The organism is Lacticaseibacillus suibinensis, assembly GCF_003946175.1.
GTDB lineage: Bacteria > Bacillota > Bacilli > Lactobacillales > Lactobacillaceae > Lacticaseibacillus > Lacticaseibacillus suibinensis.
The window spans coordinates 80,755-101,293 of record NZ_RHOK01000004.1; the positions used below are offsets into that span (position 1 = coordinate 80,755).

At 53.8% G+C, this 20,539-nt stretch carries 22 protein-coding genes; 19 read left to right on the plus strand and 3 right to left on the minus strand.

The features are described 5' to 3' along the window. Positions 1 to 11: 11 nt before the first annotated feature. Together smc and ftsY are read left to right on the plus strand one after the other, a co-directional pair. A complete protein-coding gene (smc, locus tag EKM90_RS03125; protein WP_125579603.1) occupies positions 12 to 3,566 on the plus strand; it encodes a chromosome segregation protein SMC in 3,555 nt (1,184 codons plus the stop codon). 16 nt (positions 3,567 to 3,582) lie between these two features. Beyond that, positions 3,583 to 4,584, plus strand: coding sequence for a signal recognition particle-docking protein FtsY (ftsY, locus tag EKM90_RS03130; RefSeq protein WP_125579604.1), 1,002 nt, complete (start codon positions 3,583 to 3,585; stop codon positions 4,582 to 4,584). A 47-nt stretch (positions 4,585 to 4,631) separates the two neighbouring features. On the opposite strand, the gene EKM90_RS03135 is transcribed toward ftsY, so the two are convergent. Continuing rightward, positions 4,632 to 4,949, minus strand: coding sequence for a hypothetical protein (locus tag EKM90_RS03135; protein ID WP_125579605.1), 318 nt, complete (start codon positions 4,947 to 4,949; stop codon positions 4,632 to 4,634). A gap of 331 nt (positions 4,950 to 5,280) precedes the next feature. On the opposite strand from EKM90_RS03135, the gene EKM90_RS03140 reads away from it, so the two are divergent. From EKM90_RS03140 to EKM90_RS03205, 15 genes are all read left to right on the plus strand, one after another. Further along, positions 5,281 to 5,622 carry a putative DNA-binding protein gene (locus tag EKM90_RS03140; RefSeq protein WP_125579606.1) on the plus strand — a complete coding sequence of 114 codons (342 nt, stop codon included), beginning with the start codon at positions 5,281 to 5,283 and terminating at the stop codon, positions 5,620 to 5,622. Positions 5,623 to 5,631: 9 nt separating this feature from the next. Continuing rightward, positions 5,632 to 7,068, plus strand: coding sequence for a signal recognition particle protein (gene ffh, locus EKM90_RS03145; protein WP_125579607.1), 1,437 nt, complete (start codon positions 5,632 to 5,634; stop codon positions 7,066 to 7,068). A 113-nt stretch (positions 7,069 to 7,181) separates the two neighbouring features. Further along, positions 7,182 to 7,457 carry a 30S ribosomal protein S16 gene (gene rpsP / locus EKM90_RS03150; RefSeq protein ID WP_125579608.1) on the plus strand — a complete coding sequence of 92 codons (276 nt, stop codon included), beginning with the start codon at positions 7,182 to 7,184 and terminating at the stop codon, positions 7,455 to 7,457. 10 nt (positions 7,458 to 7,467) lie between these two features. Then, positions 7,468 to 7,722, plus strand: coding sequence for a KH domain-containing protein (locus tag EKM90_RS03155; RefSeq protein WP_125579609.1), 255 nt, complete (start codon positions 7,468 to 7,470; stop codon positions 7,720 to 7,722). Positions 7,723 to 7,775: 53 nt separating this feature from the next. Then, on the plus strand, positions 7,776 to 8,294 hold the full coding sequence (gene rimM / locus EKM90_RS03160) for a ribosome maturation factor RimM (RefSeq protein ID WP_125579610.1): 519 nt from the start codon (positions 7,776 to 7,778) through the stop codon (positions 8,292 to 8,294). Further along, positions 8,284 to 9,045 (plus strand): tRNA (guanosine(37)-N1)-methyltransferase TrmD, encoded by a 762-nt coding sequence (trmD, locus tag EKM90_RS03165; RefSeq protein ID WP_125579677.1) that lies wholly within the window; start codon positions 8,284 to 8,286, stop codon positions 9,043 to 9,045. The genes rimM and trmD overlap by 11 nt, the downstream gene beginning before the upstream one ends. A gap of 173 nt (positions 9,046 to 9,218) precedes the next feature. After that, positions 9,219 to 9,566 (plus strand): 50S ribosomal protein L19, encoded by a 348-nt coding sequence (gene rplS / locus EKM90_RS03170; RefSeq protein WP_125579611.1) that lies wholly within the window; start codon positions 9,219 to 9,221, stop codon positions 9,564 to 9,566. Between the two features lie 58 nt (positions 9,567 to 9,624). Next, complete coding sequence (locus EKM90_RS12735; RefSeq protein ID WP_164507831.1) at positions 9,625 to 9,795, plus strand: hypothetical protein; 171 nt, start codon at positions 9,625 to 9,627, stop codon at positions 9,793 to 9,795. A 12-nt stretch (positions 9,796 to 9,807) separates the two neighbouring features. Next, positions 9,808 to 10,053 (plus strand): DUF896 domain-containing protein, encoded by a 246-nt coding sequence (locus tag EKM90_RS03175; RefSeq protein WP_125579612.1) that lies wholly within the window; start codon positions 9,808 to 9,810, stop codon positions 10,051 to 10,053. Between the two features lie 76 nt (positions 10,054 to 10,129). Continuing rightward, positions 10,130 to 10,354, plus strand: a complete 225-nt coding sequence (locus tag EKM90_RS03180) for a YneF family protein (protein ID WP_125579613.1) — start codon at positions 10,130 to 10,132, stop codon at positions 10,352 to 10,354. 157 nt (positions 10,355 to 10,511) lie between these two features. Then, the gene (locus EKM90_RS03185; RefSeq protein WP_125579614.1) at positions 10,512 to 12,278 is read left to right on the plus strand and encodes an ABC transporter ATP-binding protein; all 1,767 of its coding nucleotides are present in this window, start codon (positions 10,512 to 10,514) and stop codon (positions 12,276 to 12,278) included. 43 nt (positions 12,279 to 12,321) lie between these two features. Then, a complete protein-coding gene (locus tag EKM90_RS03190) occupies positions 12,322 to 14,061 on the plus strand; it encodes an ABC transporter ATP-binding protein (protein WP_225422700.1) in 1,740 nt (579 codons plus the stop codon). 178 nt (positions 14,062 to 14,239) lie between these two features. Beyond that, positions 14,240 to 15,907 (plus strand): acetolactate synthase AlsS, encoded by a 1,668-nt coding sequence (gene alsS / locus EKM90_RS03195; protein WP_125579615.1) that lies wholly within the window; start codon positions 14,240 to 14,242, stop codon positions 15,905 to 15,907. Positions 15,908 to 15,917: 10 nt separating this feature from the next. Further along, the gene (gene budA, locus EKM90_RS03200) at positions 15,918 to 16,619 is read left to right on the plus strand and encodes an acetolactate decarboxylase (RefSeq protein WP_125579616.1); all 702 of its coding nucleotides are present in this window, start codon (positions 15,918 to 15,920) and stop codon (positions 16,617 to 16,619) included. 67 nt (positions 16,620 to 16,686) lie between these two features. Beyond that, on the plus strand, positions 16,687 to 17,130 hold the full coding sequence (locus EKM90_RS03205; protein WP_125579617.1) for a GNAT family N-acetyltransferase: 444 nt from the start codon (positions 16,687 to 16,689) through the stop codon (positions 17,128 to 17,130). A gap of 58 nt (positions 17,131 to 17,188) precedes the next feature. On the opposite strand, the gene EKM90_RS03210 is transcribed toward EKM90_RS03205, so the two are convergent. Together EKM90_RS03210 and EKM90_RS03215 are read right to left on the minus strand one after the other, a co-directional pair. Further along, positions 17,189 to 18,571 carry an amino acid permease gene (locus EKM90_RS03210; protein WP_125579618.1) on the minus strand — a complete coding sequence of 461 codons (1,383 nt, stop codon included), beginning with the start codon at positions 18,569 to 18,571 and terminating at the stop codon, positions 17,189 to 17,191. Then, positions 18,568 to 19,221: a lysophospholipid acyltransferase family protein gene (locus EKM90_RS03215; RefSeq protein ID WP_125579619.1), complete on the minus strand. Its 654-nt coding sequence runs from the start codon at positions 19,219 to 19,221 to the stop codon at positions 18,568 to 18,570. The genes EKM90_RS03210 and EKM90_RS03215 overlap by 4 nt, the downstream gene beginning before the upstream one ends. 102 nt (positions 19,222 to 19,323) lie before the next feature. Between EKM90_RS03215 and EKM90_RS03220 the strand changes: the two genes are divergently transcribed. Together EKM90_RS03220 and EKM90_RS03225 are read left to right on the plus strand one after the other, a co-directional pair. Beyond that, positions 19,324 to 20,064 carry a tRNA1(Val) (adenine(37)-N6)-methyltransferase gene (locus tag EKM90_RS03220; protein WP_125579620.1) on the plus strand — a complete coding sequence of 247 codons (741 nt, stop codon included), beginning with the start codon at positions 19,324 to 19,326 and terminating at the stop codon, positions 20,062 to 20,064. Beyond that, positions 20,057 to 20,326, plus strand: a complete 270-nt coding sequence (locus EKM90_RS03225) for a GIY-YIG nuclease family protein (RefSeq protein WP_125579621.1) — start codon at positions 20,057 to 20,059, stop codon at positions 20,324 to 20,326. Before EKM90_RS03220 ends, EKM90_RS03225 begins: the two co-directional genes overlap by 8 nt. Positions 20,327 to 20,539: the final 213 nt, after the last annotated feature.

Below are 20,539 nucleotides of genomic sequence, written 5' to 3' on the forward strand. Positions count from 1 at the left end.
AGTGATGGTTCATGCAGTTAACACATCTGATTATCAACGGGTTTAAATCCTTTGCGGATAAAACCGAAATCGACTTTGTCCCCGGCTTGACCGGGATTGTCGGGCCCAATGGTTCCGGGAAAAGTAACATCACCGAAGCCATTCGCTGGACCCTCGGGGAGCAAAGCGCCAAGAGCCTGCGCGGCGAAAAAATGGGTGACGTGATTTTTGCTGGGACCGCGATGCGGCCACCGCTTAATCGCGCCGAGGTCACCATGACTTTTGACAACGCCGATGGCTATTTACCGCATCAGCCGGCAGTCGTCACTGTGACGCGCCGGCTTTTTCGTGATGGTGAATCCGATTTTCTGATCAATAATCAAAATGTGCGATTGAAAGATATCGTGGATCTATTCATGGATTCCGGGCTCGGAAAAGAGAGCTTTTCGTTTATTTCTCAGGGCCGCGTAGAAGCCATTTTTAACAGCAAACCTGAAGACCGCCGCGGCATTTTGGAAGAAGCCGCCGGCGTTTTGAAGTACAAGCAGCAAAAGGCCAAGGCCGACAGCGAACTGAAAACCACCCAGGATAACCTGGACCGGGTCAATGATATCGTGGTTGAACTGCATCGCCAGGTCACCCCGCTGGCCGAACAAGCCTCTTTGGCCAAGGATTACGAGCGCCAAACTGCAGATTACCAGGCCGCCCACAAAAGCATTCTGGCCCTGGAAATTCAGCAGCTTGCGGCTGAGCAAACCGACACCGAAGCCAAGGCCAAAGTGACCGCGGCGACCGTGACGGCACTGACGGAGAAAATCAAGCATCTGGAGGCGCAGTCAGAAACCCTGACCGCCAAGGACCAGGACCTGGATCAAAAACTCACTACGGTGAATGATGACCTCTTGGGCCAGTCGATGAAGCTGGAAAACCTGACTGGCGCGGTCAACTTGTCTTCCGAACGGGCGAACAATGCTCAAGCCACCTTGACGGATCTGAAGGCGCAAGTAACCAAAACCAAAGCCGATCTGGCCGACGCCGAGCGGCAAGTGGCAGCGCTCAAAACCCAGCAGGCAAACCAGCGCGAGCAGAAGCTGGCCCTGGAGAAGCAGCTGAACCAGGCTCAGGCGGGCGCCGCCTCACCAGAAGCCTTGAGTGCCCAATTGGACAAAGCGCAGGCCCAGTACATTGATTTACTGCAACAGCAGGCCCAAACCAACAACGATTTGGCCGCTACGGAAAAAGATCAGCAGGTGGCGCATAACCAAAACGCTGCGGATCGGGAACGGCTGGCTGCGCTCAATAAGCGTCAACAAGCGCAACAGGAAACCGTTGACGGTTTGATTGCGGCAGTGGCTACGGCGACTACGGCAGGCGAAGAAACACGGGCGGCTAGCAGCCAGGCGCAAGCTAAGGCGGAATCCGCGCAGCGCGATTATGCAGACGCCGCTGAGCGGCTCAACCAGGCCCAAACCATTTATCAACGGGCCAAAGCGCGGTATGAAACCTTGCAGGAGTTGAAAGACGACTATGCTGGGTTCTACTCTGGGGTCCGCGCCGTTTTGAAGCACAAAGCAGCGTTGCCTGGTGTGATTGGCGCCGTCGCGGAATTGCTGGCAGTGCCAGCCAAGTATCAGCAGGCCTTTGACATTGCGCTTGGTGGTAATCTCCAAGCGGTGGTCACCGAAAGTGAAGAGGCAGCCAAGCAGGCGATTACTTACCTGAAGCAAACTCGCGCTGGCCGGGCCACTTTTTTACCGACCAGTGTGATCAAGCCGCGGCTGTTACCGGCTGCCCTCAAAGCCACGGTGGCACAGGCACCAGGGTTTGTTGGTATCGGTGCTGAGTTAGTCCGGTATCGCGATAACGTGGCCCCAGTGATGGAAAATCTGCTGGGTAGTTTGCTGGTCGCCGAAACCCTAGATGCCGGGATTAAGCTGGCGAATTTGACGCATCATCGCTACCGGATTGTGACGTTAGATGGCGATATTCTGAACCCTGGGGGCGCGCTGACTGGGGGCCAAGTCAAGAAGCAAGGCGTGTCGCCGCTGGCCCGGACCCAAGAAGTGACGCAGTTGCACGCGCAGCTGCGGGAAATGACGGCGGCGTTGACCCAGCAGCAAAGCCAAGTGGCAGCGCTGCAAACCGCGTTAACGGCCGCTCAAGCTGAGGCCACCACCAAAGCACAGGCTGCTAGTCAAGATGAGGCCGACTTGCGCGCGCAGAAGGTGCAACTTGAGGCGCAACAGACGACTTTAACCCAGCTCAAACGGCAACGTGAAGCGCTTAAGCTCGCTGGGGTGACTGAGGCCGATTATGAAAGTAAGCTGGCCATGTTGCAGCAAAAGGCGCGTGACATTAAGGCCGACTTGGCCGCGGCCCAGCAACTGATTGATACGACCAAGGCCCAGCAAAATCAAGCCGCAGCCTCCGCCGCCGAAGTGCAGACGCAAATTAGCGACTTGCAAACCCAGCTGGCCGTGCTGAAGAACGAGGCTAAAACCACCGCTGCGCAGCTGGCCCAGTGGCAAGATGCGACCAGCGATCGTGAGGCCCAGATCAAGGCCTTAACGGCGCGCATCGACAAAATCACCAAAGAGGCTAAGCAAAGCACCGAGGATAAGCAAACGCGCACCCAAACCATTGCGGCGCTGAAAGCCAGCACGGCGCAGTTGCGGGCGGAGCAAGACCGGCTGACCAAGGCTAAGGCCGCCAACCGCGGTGAATTGAGCCAAGTTTCTGCTACCATCACCACGACCTATACCCAGCAGCATACCGCCATGGCCGAGGCCGAGCAGCAGTCGGTGGCTAAGAACCGCATCAAAATCAACTTAGACAACCGTTTAAGCACCTTGGCGGAAACCTACCAGTTGACCTTTGAAGCGGCCTTGGCTCAAACCACTGCGAAGCCTGAGGAACTGCCGCAGCTCAAATCCAAACTGAAGCTCATTAAGCGGGGGTTGGATGACTTGGGGCCAGTCAATCCGAATGCGATTGCGGAGTATGAAAACGTCAAGACCCGCTTTGACTTTTTGACCAAGCAGCAAAATGACTTGCTGGATGCTAAGGGGCAACTGGAAGCCACGATGAACGAGCTGGATGATGAAGTCAAAACCCGTTTTAAGGCGATGTTTGATCAGACCAACGCGGCCTTTGAGCAGATTTTTCCGCAGATGTTTGGGGGCGGCGAGGCTCATTTGAGCCTCACCGATCCCGACGACCTGCTCCATTCCGGCCTTGAAATTTCCGCCCAGCCGCCGGGCAAAAAGCTCCAACGCCTGTCGCTGCTGTCTGGCGGAGAACGGGCGCTGACCGCGATTGTGCTCCTGTTTGCGATTTTGAAAGTGCGGCCAGTACCATTTTCCATTCTGGATGAAGTCGAAGCCAGTCTGGATGAAGTCAACGTCGACCGTTTCGGCCGGTTCCTGCGCGACTACAGCTCAGACACCCAGTTCATCGTGATCACGCACCGGCGCGGCACCATGTTGGCGGCGAATATGCTGTACGGCGTGACCATGCAGGAAAGTGGGATTTCGAAGATGGTGTCGGTATCGCTAGACCAGATGCAATCCGAACAAGCACCGGCTTAACCTAAAGGAGAAGAAAATGGGATTATTCGATTCAATCAAGAAAGCCTTTGGCGGCGGCCAGCCTGAAGCGGCTGAGACCGAGAAATATGATGAAGGCCTGAAAAAAAGCCGCAGCACCTTTGGCGAGCGGCTCAATGCCTTGTTTGCGAATTTCCGGAGCGTGGATGACGACTTTTTCGACGACTTAGAGGAAATGCTGATTGGGGCGGATGTTGGCTTTGAAACCGCCGTGAAGCTCACTGACGAGTTGCGCGACGAGGTGAAGTTGCAAAATGCCAAGCAGGCGGATGAGGTTTCGCAAGTTATCGTTCAAAAGCTGGTTGACATCTATGGTGAAGCTGGCGAAGGCGAGGATAACACCTTGCACTTCGCCGAAAATGGTCCAACCGTGTTCCTGTTCGTTGGGGTTAACGGTGCTGGCAAAACGACCACGATTGGCAAGCTGGCCCATCAGCTCCAAAAATCTGGCAAAACCGTGCTGCTAGCGGCAGGTGATACCTTCCGGGCCGGCGCGATTGAACAGCTCCAGGAATGGGGCCGCCGCGATGACGTGCCAGTGGTGGCGACTCAAGCCGGCGGCGATCCCGCCGCGGTGGTGTTCGATGCAGTCAAGCGGGCCAAGGAGGAAAACTTTGACGTGCTACTGGTAGATACTGCTGGCCGGCTGCAGAACAAAGTCAACCTGATGAAAGAGCTCGACAAAATCAAACGCGTGATTGTGCGCGAGTTGCCTGAGGCGCCGCAGGAAGTGCTGCTGGTGCTTGACGCGACAACCGGCCAGAACGCCTTAAGTCAAGCCAAGGAATTCAATCAAACGACAAAGATCACTGGCATCGTGTTAACCAAACTTGATGGCTCTGGCAAAGGCGGTATCGTTTTGGCCATTCGCAATGAGTTGCACGTACCGGTGAAGCTCGTTGGTCTGGGCGAAAAAATGGATGATTTACAACCCTTCGCCCCAGATAAATTCGTTTACGGCCTGTTTAAAGGGCTGATCAAAGCCGCACCAGAAGAATAGGCACGAAAAAAGCTCTGCCGCGGTGGCAGAGCTTTTTGATTGGCCAGTTATGCTGCAGCTGGCGCTTTCTTTTCGCGGCCTAAGATGACCTGAAGGACGATCAGCACCACGTAGAAAATCAAGATGTAGCCAAGCCAAGGGCCAATCTTAACGGAGCTATCAAACCAGTACTTTTGCCAAGAGACATTGCTCATGACCCAAAGGAAGATTGCTCCCAACAAGGCGCCAAGCGCGTTCAAGATGGCGAAGAACCAGAGATTGCCATTCTCATGATTGTGCAGATAAATGCCAGAAAAAACAAGATTCCAGAGACCCCAGCCGCAGAACGCCGCGACGATGCCCCAGTATAAAATAGTTGCAACCATAGTGTTCCCTCCAATTCATTACTCTCCTAGTTTAACACGAATGTAAGCGGAACACTTACTCTTTTGTGAGCAAGCGAGCAGAGTTTTTGCCGGACCATCTGGTTTAAGGCTCAAAGAGGGTTGGCTCACGTCAATGCTTGACCTTCTTGCTACTTGTCCAATCCATGGAGCATCCTTTGCACTGAGGCAATGAGTCACCTGTTCAGGGTCAGCAATCGCTGACCGACCCGGCAGTGCACGCAATCGCTTAAGTCTGGAGTTGCGCTCCGGTTGTTGACGCCACGGGCATTGGTCGGTATGCTTAAGCAAGGCGAAAAATGAGGGAAAATAGATGGAAATTGAAAAAAATAACCGCATGAACTCTCTGTTTGAGTTTTACGGCGCGTTGCTAACGGATAAGCAACACAGCTACCTAGAATTGTATTACGGTGATGACTATTCACTCGGCGAAATTGCCACGGAATTTGATGTCTCCCGGCAGGCGGTATACGACAACATCCGCCGCACTGAAAGTAGCTTAGAAGAATATGAAAGCAAACTGCATCTGCTGGCCAATTACCAGGCGCAAAATCAAGCGGTCGATCAATTGGTGCGCTACGTTCGGGCCCATTATCCCGCAGATGAACAGCTCAGTGAGTTGGCCGTCCGCGTGGCGGATCAGGCCGCACAATAGGAGGCAACCATGGCATTTGAAGGTTTATCAGAACGACTACAGAAAGCATTTTCTGGCTTACGCCGCAAAGGTAAGGTCACAGAGGCTGACGTTCGCGACACCATGCGGGAAATCCGCTTGGCGCTGCTCGAAGCCGACGTTAACTTTGGCGTGGTCAAGGACTTTGTCAAAACGGTCCGTGAGCAGGCCCTAGGCGCCGAGGTGCTGGACAGCTTAACCCCCGCCCAACAGATCATCAAAATCGTCAATGACGAATTAACCAAAACGATGGGTGAGGCGGCAGTGCCGCTGAACAAATCCGCGAAGATCCCAACAGTCATCATGATGGCTGGGCTCCAAGGGGCTGGTAAAACCACCACGGTCGGCAAACTCTCCAAGTACTTGATGGAAACCGACAATGCCCGGCCTTTGCTGATTGCTGCCGACGTATACCGCCCAGCGGCGATCGACCAGTTAAAGGTCATCGGCGAGCAGCTGCAAGTCCCAGTGTTTGATATGGGCACGGACACCGATCCCGTGGAAATTGTCCGTCAAGGGTTGGCGCAAGCGGCACTGCAAAAAAACGACTATGTCTTGATCGATACCGCCGGCCGGCTGCAGATTGATGAACAGCTCATGACCGAACTCGCTAACATCAAGGCTTTGGCTCACCCAGACGAAATTCTGCTGGTGGTCGATAGTATGACAGGGCAGGCGGCCACCGATGTGGCGAAAGGCTTTAACGAGCGCCTCGATATCACCGGCGTCGTTTTGACCAAGCTCGATGGGGATACCCGTGGTGGGGCGGCACTGTCGATTCGCCAAGTCACCGGCAAGCCGATCAAATTCATTGGGCAAGGGGAAAAGATGGATGCCCTCGATGTCTTCTATCCGGACCGCATGGCGAACCGGATTTTGGGCATGGGCGACATGCTGACTTTAATCGACAAGGCCCAGAAGAACTACGACGAAAAGCAGGCGCAAGAAGTCGCCGAGAAAATCAAAGAAAACACGTTTGACTTTAACGATTTCCTCGACCAAATGGATCAGGTCCAGAACATGGGTTCCATGGATGAAATCATGAAAATGATTCCTGGCCTAGCCAACAATCCGGCGATGAAGAACTTCCATGTCGACCCCAAAGATATGGCGCACCAGCGGGCAATTGTGTATTCCATGACGCCTGCGGAACGCGAAGACCCTGATTTGCTCAACCCGAGTCGCCGTCGCCGCATCGCGGCTGGTTCCGGGGTGCCGATTATGAAAGTCAACCAAATGATCAAGCAGTTCAACCAGGCTAAGAAGATGATGAACCAGATGTATAAAGGCAACTTCTCTGGCATGGAAGGCTTGATGGGTAATGGTATCTCCGGCCGTTTAGGCAAAATGGCGATGAACAACATGGTTCGCAAACAAAAGAAGAACAAGAAGAAGCGGCTTAAAGCAGCCAAACATTTCAAGTCCTAAGGCATCAAAGCCTTGTCATACCCGGATTTTGGGTTGTAAAGAAAAAACTCTTTACACACCGAGTATCTTTTGGTATGATTTTGAAGTTGAGAAATTTACAGGAGGTGGACTTAATGGCAGTAAAAATTCGTTTGAAGCGGATGGGTTCGAAGCGCAAGCCTTTCTACCGCGTTGTAATCGCTGATTCACGCTCTCCGCGTGATGGCCGGTTTATCGAAGCAGTCGGCTACTACAACCCGCTTACCGATCCAGTTGATTTGAAGCTGGATGACGACGAGATCCTTGCATGGCTCCAAAAAGGCGCACAACCTTCCGACACTGTTCGGACGTTGCTCTCCAGCCATGGTATTCTTCAGAAGTACCACGAATCTCGTTTCACAAACAAGTAGGAGTTAAACGGTGGATATTGCAGCGCTCATCAAAGCAATCGTGACGCCATTAGTCACACACCCCGACGCCATTGTGATTACGCCGCATGAAACGGCAGATTACATGGCTTTTGACCTGACGGTGGCTCCGGACGATGTCGGCCGGATCATTGGTAAACAGGGTCGGGTCGCTCAAGCGATTCGCACTATCGTTTATGCCGTCAAGTCACCGTATTCTAAGCGAGTACGGTTAAATATTCTGGATGCTTCGCATTCAGAGCAGTAAAAAGACCGGCAGTCGCCGGTCTTTTTTCACATCATCAAGTCAAGGAGGCAGTTATGGCAGAGCGCTATTTGGTCGGCAAAATCGTCAATACGCACGGCATTCGAGGAGAGGTCAAGGTGGTACCGGTGACCGATTTCCCTGAGCAACGATTCGCAAAAGGTAGCAAGCTGGTGATAGAAGCGAAAACACCGCTGCCAGTGACGGTGGTGAATGCTCGGCCACAAAAGCAGTTGTACCTGCTCACCTTTGCCGGCTTCGATGACATCAATGCCATCGAAAAATACAAAGGCTGCGAGCTGACCGTTGATGAAGCGGAGCAGGCAGAACTCGCCCCTGGCGAATACTATTATCATGACCTGGTGGGCCTGACCGTGATTGACCAAGCGGGCCAAACCTTAGGCCAAGTCAGTGAAATTCTGAGCCCTGGCGCCAATGACGTGTGGGTCATTCCCCGGCCGGGTAAAAGCGATATTCTCTTGCCATTTCTTAAAAGCGTGGTGCTTGACATCGACCTTGCGCAAAAAGTGGCGCATGTCGAGGTGCCAGAAGGGTTGATTGATGATGCGGATTGATGTCTTAAGCCTGTTTCCAGGCATGTTTGCCCCTTTGACCGAAAGCATCATGGGTAAGGCGTTGGAAAAAGGGTTACTCGACTTTGCCGTGACTGACTTTCGCCAGTATTCCCATGACAAACACAATCACGTCGACGATACCCCTTATGGCGGCGGCGCCGGGATGCTACTGAAACCGGAGCCGATATTTGAGGCGATGGATGATCTCACCGCCCAGCACCCAGGGCCTAAGCGCGTGATTTTGCTGGATCCAGCAGGCAAACGCTTTGACCAAACTGAAGCTAAACAGCTGGCGCAAGCGGAACATTTGGTGTTCATTTGCGGCCACTATGAAGGCTATGATGAACGGATTCGCAGCCTCGTCACCGACGAGTACTCGCTGGGCGATTTCGTGGTGACCGGTGGTGAAATGCCAGCCATGATTATGATCGATGCGATTGCCCGGCTGCTGCCAGGGGTGTTGGGCAATGCCGAAAGTGCCCCGACCGACAGCTTCGAAAACGGCTTGCTCGAGTATCCTGAATACACCCGGCCTCCAGAATACCGCGGCATGGCGGTGCCTGAGGTGCTGCAAAATGGCAACCACCAGTTGATTGCCCAGTGGCGGCTCAAGGAATCGCTGCGCCGGACCTGGCAGCGGCGGCCAGATCTGCTTGATGGGTTGACCTTAGATCAAACGGCGCAGAAGCTCTTGGCCGAAGTGAAACGTGAGGCGCGCACCATCGACGCCGGCGAACCAGAGGCAGATTAGGCTGGATCATTCATCTCAATGCGGCCACCTGACGTAGCGTGTAGTTGCCTGTCAACAAATTCTCTTTACACCGCTGGCAACCTATGCTAAAATTTTTGACTGTGAGCAATCACATAACAACGATATTCCGCTGGGCGGGACGCTTATGAATGTCGGAAGAAGGAGAAACATCGATGAATCCATTGATTGAAGAAATTACCAAAGCGCAATTGCGCACAGATATCCCAGACTTCCGGCCTGGCGATACGGTTCGGGTTTACGCCAAGATTGTTGAAGGCGAACGCGAACGTATCCAGCTGTTTGAAGGGGTTGTCATCAAGCGGCGCGGCGTTGGCATTTCCGCTACTTACACGGTACGGAAGATGTCCAATGGCGTTGGCGTTGAACGGACCTTCCCACTTCACACGCCTCGCGTTGAGAAGATCGAAGTTGTTCGTCACGGCCAAGTTCGGCGGGCCAAGCTTTACTACCTGCGTGCACTGCGCGGGAAGGCTGCTCGGATCAAAGAAAAGCGCCGTTAATTCGGAAAAGGCCGCGCTTGCGGTCTTTTTTTATGCATTGCGAAAGGAGGCGCTTAGGATGGATGATGTGGTCACGATTGTGTATTATGCTCAAGGCTCTGCGCTAAGGTTGATCAAGGCTTTTCGTTCTGCTAAGCGCGCTCAAGAGTATCTGCAGATGATGCAGGCGGCTCCGTTTCCTGGTGAAGTGCCAGCCGGGTACCGCCTGCGCACGATTCATTTGAATTAGAGGTGAATAGTCATGGCTCAACAACCACAAGCACGACTAGATCGGATTAATGAGCTGGCGCATAAGGCCAAGGCGGAAGGTTTAACCGCCGCCGAAGAGGCCGAACGGAAAGAATTGCGCGCGGCCTATATCAAAGACTTTCGAGCTGGTTTTGCGCAACAGCTCGAGACCACGCAGTTTTTTGACAAGCAAGGCCACGAAGTCACGCCAAAAAAGATTCGCGACTTACAAAAGAAACACGGATTACGGCAAGATTAGGCTTTCAAACTGCAGGCTCGTTTTGTACAATGAAAGAGTTGAATTACGTGCATCGACACGACGAGGGGAGGAATAAATGATGATGTTTGTATTCGGATTGATCGTCGGCTTGCTGGCCGGCGGCGCCGCTGGGTTCTTCGGCGCGCGTGCTTATATGAAAAAATACTTCCGCGATAATCCTCCTGTAAATGAGGAAATGCTTCAAACCATGATGATGTCAATGGGGCAAAAGCCATCCCAGAAAAAGCTTAACCAGATGATGGCCCAAATGAAGCAAGCTCAGAAACGCTCAGGCAAGTAGTCTGACGATGATGATCTAGGAAGCGGTTCGGTCTCCTTAATGACTGGGCCGTTTTGTTTTGTCATCAAATGATGAATTATCACGCGATTATTATTGAACTCTTAGGCGCTCATCATTGACGCCTTAGCGGTTCTAATCATGAGGAGGGTTGCGAGGCATGGGGATTTTCAAAAAATTAGGTTGGTACTTTAAAGCAGAGCGCAAACGCTACTTGTTTGGCATTCTGTTTCTGGTGCTGGTGGCCCTGGTCAATTTGATCCCACCTAAGGTCATCGGGAGCTTAATTGACTTAATGGACCGCCATGCATTGACGGCCGAAAAACTATGGCTGATGCTCGGCCTGCTGATTGCCGCAGGCGTTGGCCAATATCTGTTCCGCTACGGTTGGCGGACCGCGATTTGGGGCGGCGCGGCGCAGCTCGAAAAAACGCTGCGGTCCAGGCTGTTTTGGCATTTTATGAAAATGGATGCCACCTTTTATCAGCGCCACCGCACTGGCGATTTGATGGCGCATGCCACCAATGACCTGAACGCGATTCAAAACGTGGCGGGGGCAGGGATTTTGACCTTATTCGATTCACTGATCACCGGCACCACCACCATCATTGCCATGATTATGTTTGTCGATTGGCGGCTGACGATTTTGGCGATTCTGCCCATGCCGCTTTTGGCGGTGATGGCCAGGCGCCTGGGGATGCGGTTGCACCGCGAATTCGCCCATTCGCAAGCGGCATTTTCCCGGCTAAATGATAAGACGCAAGAATCGATTTCTGGCATCAAGGTCATCAAGACCTTTGGCCAGGAAAAAGAAGATACGGAAGACTTTGACCGGATTGTGGACCGCACCATCGGCATCAATAAGCGGGTCAACTTCATTGATTCACTGTTTGACCCCACCACGAGTTTGATTATGGGGATTACTTACGTGGTCACCATTATTTACGGCGGCCATTTGGTGGTCACCAGTCAAATCACGATTGGTCAGCTGGTGTCCTTCGTGTCATATGTCAGCTCGCTGGTCTGGCCGATGTTTGCCATTGGCCGCCTGTTCAACGTGCTGGAACGCGGGAACGCGTCCTATGACCGGGTTCAGTCCCTTTTGAACGAGCACAGTGCGATCATTGAAGCACCTGACGCCATTCAAACGCCGGCGCAAGGGGATATTCGCTTCAAGGTCAATAAGTTCAGCTATCCAGATGACGACCACGCCACTTTGGTCAATGTACACTTCACGTTGCCAGAAGGGGAAACTCTGGGTATCGTCGGCCGGGTTGGCGCTGGGAAGAGCACGATTTTCAAGCTGCTGCTGCGCGAATTCGACAATTACGATGGCGAAATCGATTTCGGCGGCCACAACATTAAGGCGTACACCTTGGATGCGCTACTGGATTCAATTGGCTATGTACCGCAGGATAACTTCCTGTTCTCGACCAGCGTGGCGGATAATATCCGCTTTAGCTCCTTTGACAAGGCGCAAGGCGAGGTGGAAGACGCCGCGCGGGAAAGTGCCGTGCACAACGATATTCTGGACTTTACCGAAGGCTACGGCACCTTGGTCGGTGAACGTGGCGTCAGCTTGTCTGGCGGCCAGAAGCAGCGCTTAGCGATTGCCCGGGCGGTGATCACCACGCCTGAGCTGCTGATTTTGGATGATTCATTGTCCGCGGTTGATGCCAAGACAGAATCAGAAATTTTGGCGAATTTGAAACATGAACGGCAGAATAAAACCACCATTATCGCGGCGCAACGCTTGAGCTCCGTCATGCATGCCAACCAAATCATTGTGCTGCAAGACGGCCATGTGATCGAGCGCGGCACACATGAACAACTGCTGGCCAGCGATGGCTGGTACGCCGAAATGTGGGCCAAGCAAGAGCTGCAAAGCCAGATTGAAAATAAGATTGAAGGTGAAACCATTGGCTAAATATGAAAGTGCTTGGTCCAAGAGCATTCCGTTCAAGCAGCAAATGCGCATTTTTGTCCGGCTGATGGGGTACACCAAACTCTACTGGCGTCAGTTCCTAGGCGCCCTGCTGGCGGCAGGCTTGCTCGCCGGGACGAATGTGGCCTTGCCTTACATTCTGCAAGAATTCATGGATCGCTATTTGCAAAACAAATCCGCCACGGTGCAAATTTTGCTGGGCTTTGCGGCTTTGTATGCGTTTGGCGTCGTCTTGAAGGCCGTGTTCCAGTTTATCCAGAACTTTGCCTTCCTGATGGGGGCAGAGCGCGGGCTGGAAGATGTGCGGCGCGAGTTGTTCCGTAAGCTGCACACACTGGGAATGCGGTATTTTGATCAGACCCCAGCCGGCTCGATTGTCAGTCGCGTCACTAACGATACGATGACCTTGGGCGATTTTTGGAACGTCCTGCTGTCCGTGATTGTCGGCTTGTTCTCGGTGGTCTCGAGCTTTGTCATGATGTGGAATTTGAATCATCGCATTGCTTTATATGTCTTGGCCTTCATGCCGCTACTCTTGCTTGCAATCTGGTATTACAGTCAGTACAGTTCCAAAGTGTATCGGCATATGCGGGAAAAGCTCAGCGAACTGAATACCAAGCTGAATGAGTCCATTGAAGGTATCGGCATCATCCAACAGTTCCGCCAAGAAAAACGGATCACCAAGGAGTTTGAAGCGACCAACGAAGATTACCTGGCCACCCGCAAAGCGATGATCAGAACCAATTCGCTGTTGCTGTCGCCAATCATCAACCTGCTTTACAGCCTCGGCCTAGTCGTGGTGCTGTGGGCGTTTGGGGTGATGTCGCTGGATAACTTCGTGGCGGCTGGTGTGGTTTATGCCTTCACCCAGTACGTGGCGAACTTCTTCAATCCCATGACCAACATGATGGATTCGCTGTCCTTCTTCCAAGATGGGATTGTCGCCGGCAGCCGGATTTTCCGCATTCTCGATGATCAGGAATACGCGCCGGCGCAAAATCCAGGGGCCAATGCCACCATCACCAAAGGCAAAATCGAATTCCGTCATGTGTCATTTGCCTATGACGGCAAGCATGATATCTTGCATGATATCAGCTTCGTCGCTAATCCCGGCGAAACAGTCGCGCTGGTCGGGCACACCGGGTCTGGTAAAAGCTCGATCATCAATGTCATGATGCGGTTCTATGAGTTCGGCACCGGGGAGATTTTGATTGATGACCGCGATATTCGCGATTACCCAATGCCAGAGCTGCGGCAGAAATTGGGGCTGGTGCTCCAAGATTCCTTCATGTTCTATGGGGACATTTCCTCGAACATTCGCTTGTTTAATCAGGACATCACCGACGAACAGGTTCAAGCGGCAGCGAAATTTGTGCAGGCAGATCAATTCATTGAGAAGTTGCCTCATCAGTACCATGCCCGCGTGATTGAAGGCGGCAGTCAATTCTCCAGCGGTGAGCGGCAGTTGCTGTCCTTTGCCCGGACCATTGTCACCAACCCGAAAATTCTGGTGCTGGATGAAGCCACAGCGAATATTGATACCGAAACCGAAACCATGATTCAAGAAGGCCTCCGCCGGTTGCGCAAGGGCCGGACGTCGATTGCGATTGCCCACCGGCTGTCGACCATTAAAGATGCCAACTTGATCTTGGTGCTGGATGCCGGGCGCATCATTGAACGCGGCACCCATGAAGAGCTGCTGGCCAAAAAAGGCCGGTACTTCGATATGTATGAACTCCAAAACGGGGATACGGCTGTTGAATAAAGGAAAAAGCCTTGCTGGTGATAACAGCAAGGCTTTTTTTGGCCTGGATATAATACAGATTGACAATAAGAATAGTACAGTAAAAAGCCAGAACAAAAACAATTTGCGTCTATCTCTTTCATTTATGAAACAGAAGGCGTATGATTTGAAACATACGAATTCAAGAGGAGACTTAACCATGACAGAAAAGCGGTATGGTGCAGATTTAATTGTTGAAAGCCTGATCAATCACCAGGTTCCGTTTGTCTTTGGCATTCCAGGCGCGAAAATCGACCGCGTCTTTGAAAAGCTGGAGCATCCGACTGATCCCCGGACCCCGCAGTTAGTGGTGACCCGCCATGAACAAAACGCCGCCTTCATGGCCGCCGGGGTGGGTCGCATCACCGGCCACCCGGGGGTCGTACTGACGACCTCTGGGCCGGGGGCTGCCAACCTGGCCACTGGCCTGGTGACCGCGACGGCAGAAGGGGACCCTGTGCTGGCCATTGCTGGCCAGGTCCAACGTAAGGATTTGCTGCGTTCGGCTCACCAAAGCATGCGCAACGCGGAAATGTTTGCCCCAATCACCAAGTACGCGGCCGAAGTGCAGGATCCTGACAACATTTCAGAACTGATGGCGAACGCTTGGCGGGCAGCCAGCTCTGGCAAGCAAGGCGCCAGCTTTGTCTCCGTGCCGCAAGACGTGACTGATGCAGCAACCACCGCCCAGTCGCTGGCAGCCGTCAAGGCGCCCAAGCTCGGACCGGCAGCGCCTGGCGATATGACGGATCTAGCCCGCCGCATCAAAGAGGCAACTTTACCCGTACTCCTGTTGGGCATGCGGGCGTCGTCGGCTGATGTCACCGCAGCAGTGCGCGACCTACTTCAAACCGCAGCCCTGCCAGTGGTCGAGACCTTCCAAGGCGCCGGCATTGTGCCCCGGGCGCAGGAAAGCAACTTCTTTGGCCGGGTCGGCTTGTTCCGCAATCAGCCAGGGGATCAGTTGCTTCAAAAGAGTGATTTGGTGATTGCTATCGGTTATGACCCAGTCGAATACGAACCACGTAACTGGAACGCTGATGGCAAGGCGGCGATTGTGGTGATTGATGCCCAACCAAGCGAACTGGATCAAAGCTTCCAGCCGCAGGAAGAACTGATTGGCGACATTTCTGAAACCCTGAGTATTTTGACCCCGCTGGTGCGTGGTTATCAGGTGGCGCCGGCCGCTAAAAACTACCTGGCCGACTTGCAGGCTCAGCTACAGGCCCGCGATGTCGCCCCAGCAGCGGCGCACAACCGCGTGCATCCGCTGAGCATTGTGGCCGCCTTACAGGCGCGGGTGACCGACAAAATGACTGTGGCCGTCGATGTCGGCAGTCACTACATTTGGATGGCGCGCCACTTCCGCAGCTATGAACCTCGTCGGCTCTTGTTCTCAAATGGGATGCAGACGCTGGGGGTGGCCTTGCCCTGGGCGATTGCGGCTACGTTGGTGCGGCCAGGCGAAAAAGCGGTGTCCGTGTCCGGTGATGGCGGCTTCCTGTTTTCGGCGGCCGAACTGGAAACGGCGGTGCGTTTGAAAGCTAACCTCGTCCACATTATCTGGAATGATGGCTACTATGACATGGTCAAGTTTCAGGAAGAGATGAAGTATGGCCGCGCTGCCGGGGTTGATTTTGGCCCGGTAGACTTTGTGAAATATGCCGAGAGCTTCGGCGCCAAAGGTCTGCGAGTGACTGATCCCAGTCAGTTGGATGCCGTGCTGGATGAAGCGTTTAACACGGCCGGACCGGTGGTCGTGGATATTCCGGTTGATTATAGCGACAACCCGAAGCTCGGCGCAGCGATGTTGGATGATCAATTCTAGGAGGCACAAGGTGAATAATCAGCTTTTATATCAACATGGCACGTTAGGCGCGTTGGTGCCTGGCTTGTTTCAAGGCACCTTAGCCGTCGCGGAGCTGCTCAAGCATGGTGATACTGGGATTGGTACCCTCACTGGGCTTGACGGCGAACTGGTCATTATCGATGGGGTCGTCTACCAAGTCAGGGCCTCTGGCCAGGTCACGGTGATCGAAAACGGCCAGGTGCCATTCGCCAACGTTCACTTTGCCGCTTTCAAACCTGCTGGTGACGTCAGCGGGGCGGCCGCTGCCGTGCAGCAGCAGATGCTAGCGGCACTGGGGACCCATAATTTATTCGCTGCGGTGCAAGTCCGCGGCACCTTTGCCCACATGACCACGCGCGCTGTGAAGGCGCAGCAACGGCCATACCCAGGCCTGGCGGCGACAGCGGCGGACCAAGCTGTCTTTTCCCGTGACCAGGTGGCAGGGACCCTCCTGGGCTACTGGTCGCCGCAGTTGTATGCTGGCATGGCCTCGCCGGGGTTCCACCTGCATTTTCTCGCGGCTGACCATCAATTTGGCGGCCATGTGCTGGACTACACAGTAGCGGCCGGTACCCTGGCGACGCAGGTATTTAGTGACATCCAATTGCACCTGCCAACAACTGACCCAGAATTCCTAAATGCCGATCTGGATGGCGATTTGCTGGGTGATATTACTAAGTCGGAACACTAATTACCGTCAAGCTCGGTGGTGTTTCCCTCTGGCTTTTCGTATACTGAAACCAAAGGGGGACTGACCGATGATTAGAGCGTTGACAGTTGAGGAATTGCCTCAGGTGGTGCCGATGTTTCATGACTATTATGCATCGAGCACGGTACCCCATCAGTTCGCAGATGCTGAGCTGCAGACGTTTTTGGCCGGCATTCTGACCCGGCAACAAGGCGCGCTGTTGGTGGCTGAATCAGCCGGGCAGCTGGCCGGGTTTGCACTGTTGTATTTAACCTACGAAACCCGGGCCATGAAGCCGCTGACGATTTTGAATGACCTGTTCGTGGCCGCCCCATTTCGCCAGCAAGGCCTGGCCCGCGCCCTCACAGCCGCTAGCGGCGACTGGGCCAAAGCGCAGGGCTGCGCAGAGATGAACTGGCAAACCCGCACCACCAACTTGGGCGCGCAACATCTGTATGATCAAGTGGCCACCAGGGAAGCAGGCTGGATTCACTACGCCCAGCGCCTTGATTAGGCCACAAAAATAGCGTCATCCTTGCGTGAAGGGATGACGCTATTTTTGCGTGTGCGATTTACTTGGCGTGCCGGTACCCGTAGGCGAAGTAGATGACCATGCCAATGCCAAACCAGATGAGGCTCATCACCCAAGTTTCTGCGCTCAGCTGACTCATGAGCAGCAGGCAAAAGAGAAACGAGACAATTGGCACCACCGGATAACCAGGTACCTGGAAGCCGTGGTTGTCGATTTGCTCATGCTTGCGGAGCGGAATGATTCCCAGACTGACAAAGGCGAAGGCAATCAAGGTGCCGATGTTCACGAGATTGACGAGTTGGGTCAGTGGCACGAATCCGCCCATCACCGCAATAATCAAGGTCACTGTCCACAAGGCGTTAAAGGGGAGTTGGTGGGTGACTTTGCCGAACCATTTCGGTAATAACCCATCGCGGCCAATTGCGTACACCAGGCGGCTGGAGCTGTAGACCATGGTAATCATCATCGTGAACATACCAGCCAGCGCCCCGACGGCAATGATGCCGCCAAGCTGCGGCTGGTGGATCAGGTTCAAGGCGAAAGTCACCGGATCCGCCACGTTAAGTTGGGTGTACTTGACGATGCCGGTAAGCACCACTGCCACCAGGACATACAAAATGGTCGCAATAATCAAGGTGCCAATAATGCCTCGCGGCAGGGTCTTCTGCGGGTTTTTGACCTCCGGCGCGGAGGCGGAAACAGCGTCAAAGCCGAGATAGGCAAAAAAGACGAGTGAAGCACCAGCGAGAATCCCTTTGAACCCGAATGGCATGAAAGGCTGCCAGTTCATCGGTTTGATGTAAAAGGCCCCCACCACGACAAACAGGCCAATAATCAGCAGTTTGACCAAGACCATGGCTCGGTTTACCGCCATAGAGGTGGTCATGCCGCGGGATAACATCAAGCCGATAATCAAGACCACAATCACTGCCACCAGGTTGATGTAAGTCCCGTGGGCCGGGTCAAAGGCGCCACTGAGCGCATGGGGGATGCGGAGGCCAAAGCCACTGATCAAATTGGCAAAGTAAGCGGCGAAGCTCGTCGACACCGCGGCTACCGCCAACATGTATTCCAAAATCAGCGCCCAGCCAATGATCCAGCCAAAAATTTCGCCGAAGACAATGCTGCCATACGCATACGCCGAACCCGCCACTGGTAGTGCCGAGGCAAACTCGGCGTAACACATCGCAGCCAGCGAGCACACGATTGCGGCCAAAACAAAAGCCAGCGTAATGGCTGGCCCTGAAGTGGTGGCCGCAACGGTGCCAGGCAAGATGAAAATCCCAGTGCCAATCACCGCCCCGATCCCCAGCGCAATCAAATCGCGGGTGGTCAAAGTCCGGGCGAGCTGATGATCGCTTTGCAAGGTTTGGGCGACGTCAGGCTTGCGGGTGAGCTGCTGCCAAAAAGAATGAGGTTTCATTTGACCTTGCCTTCCTCTTTTTCTGCCAAATATTTCTTTTGGTCGGGGACATACTTGAAGTTCGGATCAATTTCCTTATCAATGGCGTCGAAGGCCTGCTGCATTTTCAGACCCATCTGGGCCGTCATCTCATCGGTCACGCGGCCGGCTGGTACTTCAATCGGCTCACCGAAGCGTACTGTGATGCGTTTGCGGAGCAGCACATGGGAGAATTTGATGGGGCCTTGGTAGACCGCCGGCACAATCGGCACCTTGGCTAACTTGGCGATCAACACCGCGCCGCCTTTCAGGTCGTTGGCATAGCGTGAGCCGGAAGGAAACAGCATCACAGACAGTTGACCTTGCTTTAGCAGGCGCACCGGTGTTTTAATGGCACTTGGACCGGGATTAGCCCGGTTAACGCCAAAGGCATGCATGTGGCGCAAAAACCAGCCCAGCACCGGATTTTCGAAGAGCTCGTCCTTGCCCATCACCGCAAACTGGCGGGGGCTAGCAGCCAACCCGAAAAACACGGGATCGAGCCAGGTACGATGAGGGCCAACTAGGACGTAAGGCCCGTCAGGCAACGCTTCTTTGTTTTCATAGTGGGTGTTGCCGTTGATGATCAAAATCAAAATCCGGACCAACCCGCGGATAAATGAATAAAACATCTTTTTTAATCCTTCCATTCAAGACTCGTGGCGCGTCGCCACTAGCATTAAGTTCGATAAATTATACCACACTAGTTGGTATCTGCAGAAAGGACCACCTCAATGACGCATCCAACCCTTCAGCCTGATGAACGCATTGACGAACTCGCCAGTGTTGGCATCAAAATCATCCAAAGCCCTCAGTTATTTGCGTTCTCCTTGGACGCCGTCGTTCTCGCGGCTTTTGCCGAGATTGGCCAACATAGCCGGGTGGTGGACCTCGCAGCCGGCAACGGTGCCGTCGGCTTATTTGTCGCTAAGCGCACCGATCAGCCGGTGACTTTGGTGGAACTGCAGCCGCGCCTCGCAGAAATGGCGCGCCGCAGTGTCGCTTTGAATGAGCTGCCCAATGTCGAGGTACTGACGCGCGATCTCAAAACCACCCCGGAAGTTGTGGCCAAAGATTCCGTTGACGTGGTGGTTTGCAACCCGCCGTATTTCAAGGTCAGTCCGCAAAGCAAAACCAACCCCAACGATCACTTAGCTTTGGCCCGCCACGAACTCACCACCGACTTTGCCACGGTCTGCCAAACCGCCAGTGCGCTGCTTAAGTATCAAGGCAAAGCCTTTTTTGTCCATCGGCCTGACCGTTTGCAAGAACTATTGAGCACCATGATGGCCGCCAAACTCGCGCCTAAGAAGTTGCGGTTCATTCACCCGCGGGCAAACCAGGAAGCTAACATGGTGTTAATTGAAGGCATTCGCGCGGGCAAACCGGATGGCATTCGCGTCATGCCGCCATTGGTGGTTTATGACGAAGACAGCCACTATACCCCGGAGGTGGAACACTTACTTTATGGATAGCTATTACTTTTACGTCTTGCTCTGCGCTGATGGCACCTTTTATGGCGGTTACTCCACCGACGTCGAAGCCCGCGTCGCCACGCACAACGCAGGCAAAGGCGCCAAATACACCAAAACCCGCCGCCCCGTGCGCCTGCTTTATCAAGAAGCCTTCACCAACGAACATGACGCCTTATCCGCCGAGTGGCACTTCAAGCACCAAAGCCGCAAAGCCAAAGAGGCGTTCCTCGCTGACAAGAAGGTTGAATGGCAGAAAAAGTAGCACACTCTTGGAAGGTGTGCCTGTTTGCTCAATCCTGAGGCCTTTGCAATACTGAATAGCAACACACCAAGGTAGGGCAGGGCAGCCGGAGCAGGCAGGGGCTCAGGGGTGAAATTGTTCTTAGCCAGCGGTCTTTCTGGCTTAGAACAAGCCGCGACTTTGAGACTCGCAAGGCGAGGCTCAAAGCGCTGGCCACCCCGCTTTCGCCCCCTG

Bases quoted from the DNA above. Each gene is read 5' to 3' on its own strand.
- smc (WP_125579603.1), top strand. From the start codon at position 12: ATGCAGTTAACACATCTGATTATCAACGGGTTTAAATCCTTTGCGGAT.
- ftsY (WP_125579604.1), top strand. From the start codon at position 3,583: ATGGGATTATTCGATTCAATCAAGAAAGCCTTTGGCGGCGGCCAGCCT.
- EKM90_RS03135 (WP_125579605.1), bottom strand. From the start codon at position 4,949: ATGGTTGCAACTATTTTATACTGGGGCATCGTCGCGGCGTTCTGCGGC.
- EKM90_RS03140 (WP_125579606.1), top strand. From the start codon at position 5,281: ATGGAAATTGAAAAAAATAACCGCATGAACTCTCTGTTTGAGTTTTAC.
- ffh (WP_125579607.1), top strand. From the start codon at position 5,632: ATGGCATTTGAAGGTTTATCAGAACGACTACAGAAAGCATTTTCTGGC.
- rpsP (WP_125579608.1), top strand. From the start codon at position 7,182: ATGGCAGTAAAAATTCGTTTGAAGCGGATGGGTTCGAAGCGCAAGCCT.
- rimM (WP_125579610.1), top strand. From the start codon at position 7,776: ATGGCAGAGCGCTATTTGGTCGGCAAAATCGTCAATACGCACGGCATT.
- trmD (WP_125579677.1), top strand. From the start codon at position 8,284: ATGCGGATTGATGTCTTAAGCCTGTTTCCAGGCATGTTTGCCCCTTTG.
- rplS (WP_125579611.1), top strand. From the start codon at position 9,219: ATGAATCCATTGATTGAAGAAATTACCAAAGCGCAATTGCGCACAGAT.
- EKM90_RS12735 (WP_164507831.1), top strand. From the start codon at position 9,625: ATGGATGATGTGGTCACGATTGTGTATTATGCTCAAGGCTCTGCGCTA.
- EKM90_RS03175 (WP_125579612.1), top strand. From the start codon at position 9,808: ATGGCTCAACAACCACAAGCACGACTAGATCGGATTAATGAGCTGGCG.
- EKM90_RS03180 (WP_125579613.1), top strand. From the start codon at position 10,130: ATGATGATGTTTGTATTCGGATTGATCGTCGGCTTGCTGGCCGGCGGC.
- EKM90_RS03185 (WP_125579614.1), top strand. From the start codon at position 10,512: ATGGGGATTTTCAAAAAATTAGGTTGGTACTTTAAAGCAGAGCGCAAA.
- EKM90_RS03190 (WP_225422700.1), top strand. From the start codon at position 12,322: ATGCGCATTTTTGTCCGGCTGATGGGGTACACCAAACTCTACTGGCGT.
- alsS (WP_125579615.1), top strand. From the start codon at position 14,240: ATGACAGAAAAGCGGTATGGTGCAGATTTAATTGTTGAAAGCCTGATC.
- EKM90_RS03205 (WP_125579617.1), top strand. From the start codon at position 16,687: ATGATTAGAGCGTTGACAGTTGAGGAATTGCCTCAGGTGGTGCCGATG.
- EKM90_RS03210 (WP_125579618.1), bottom strand. From the start codon at position 18,571: ATGAAACCTCATTCTTTTTGGCAGCAGCTCACCCGCAAGCCTGACGTC.
- EKM90_RS03215 (WP_125579619.1), bottom strand. From the start codon at position 19,221: ATGTTTTATTCATTTATCCGCGGGTTGGTCCGGATTTTGATTTTGATC.
- EKM90_RS03220 (WP_125579620.1), top strand. From the start codon at position 19,324: ATGACGCATCCAACCCTTCAGCCTGATGAACGCATTGACGAACTCGCC.
- EKM90_RS03225 (WP_125579621.1), top strand. From the start codon at position 20,057: ATGGATAGCTATTACTTTTACGTCTTGCTCTGCGCTGATGGCACCTTT.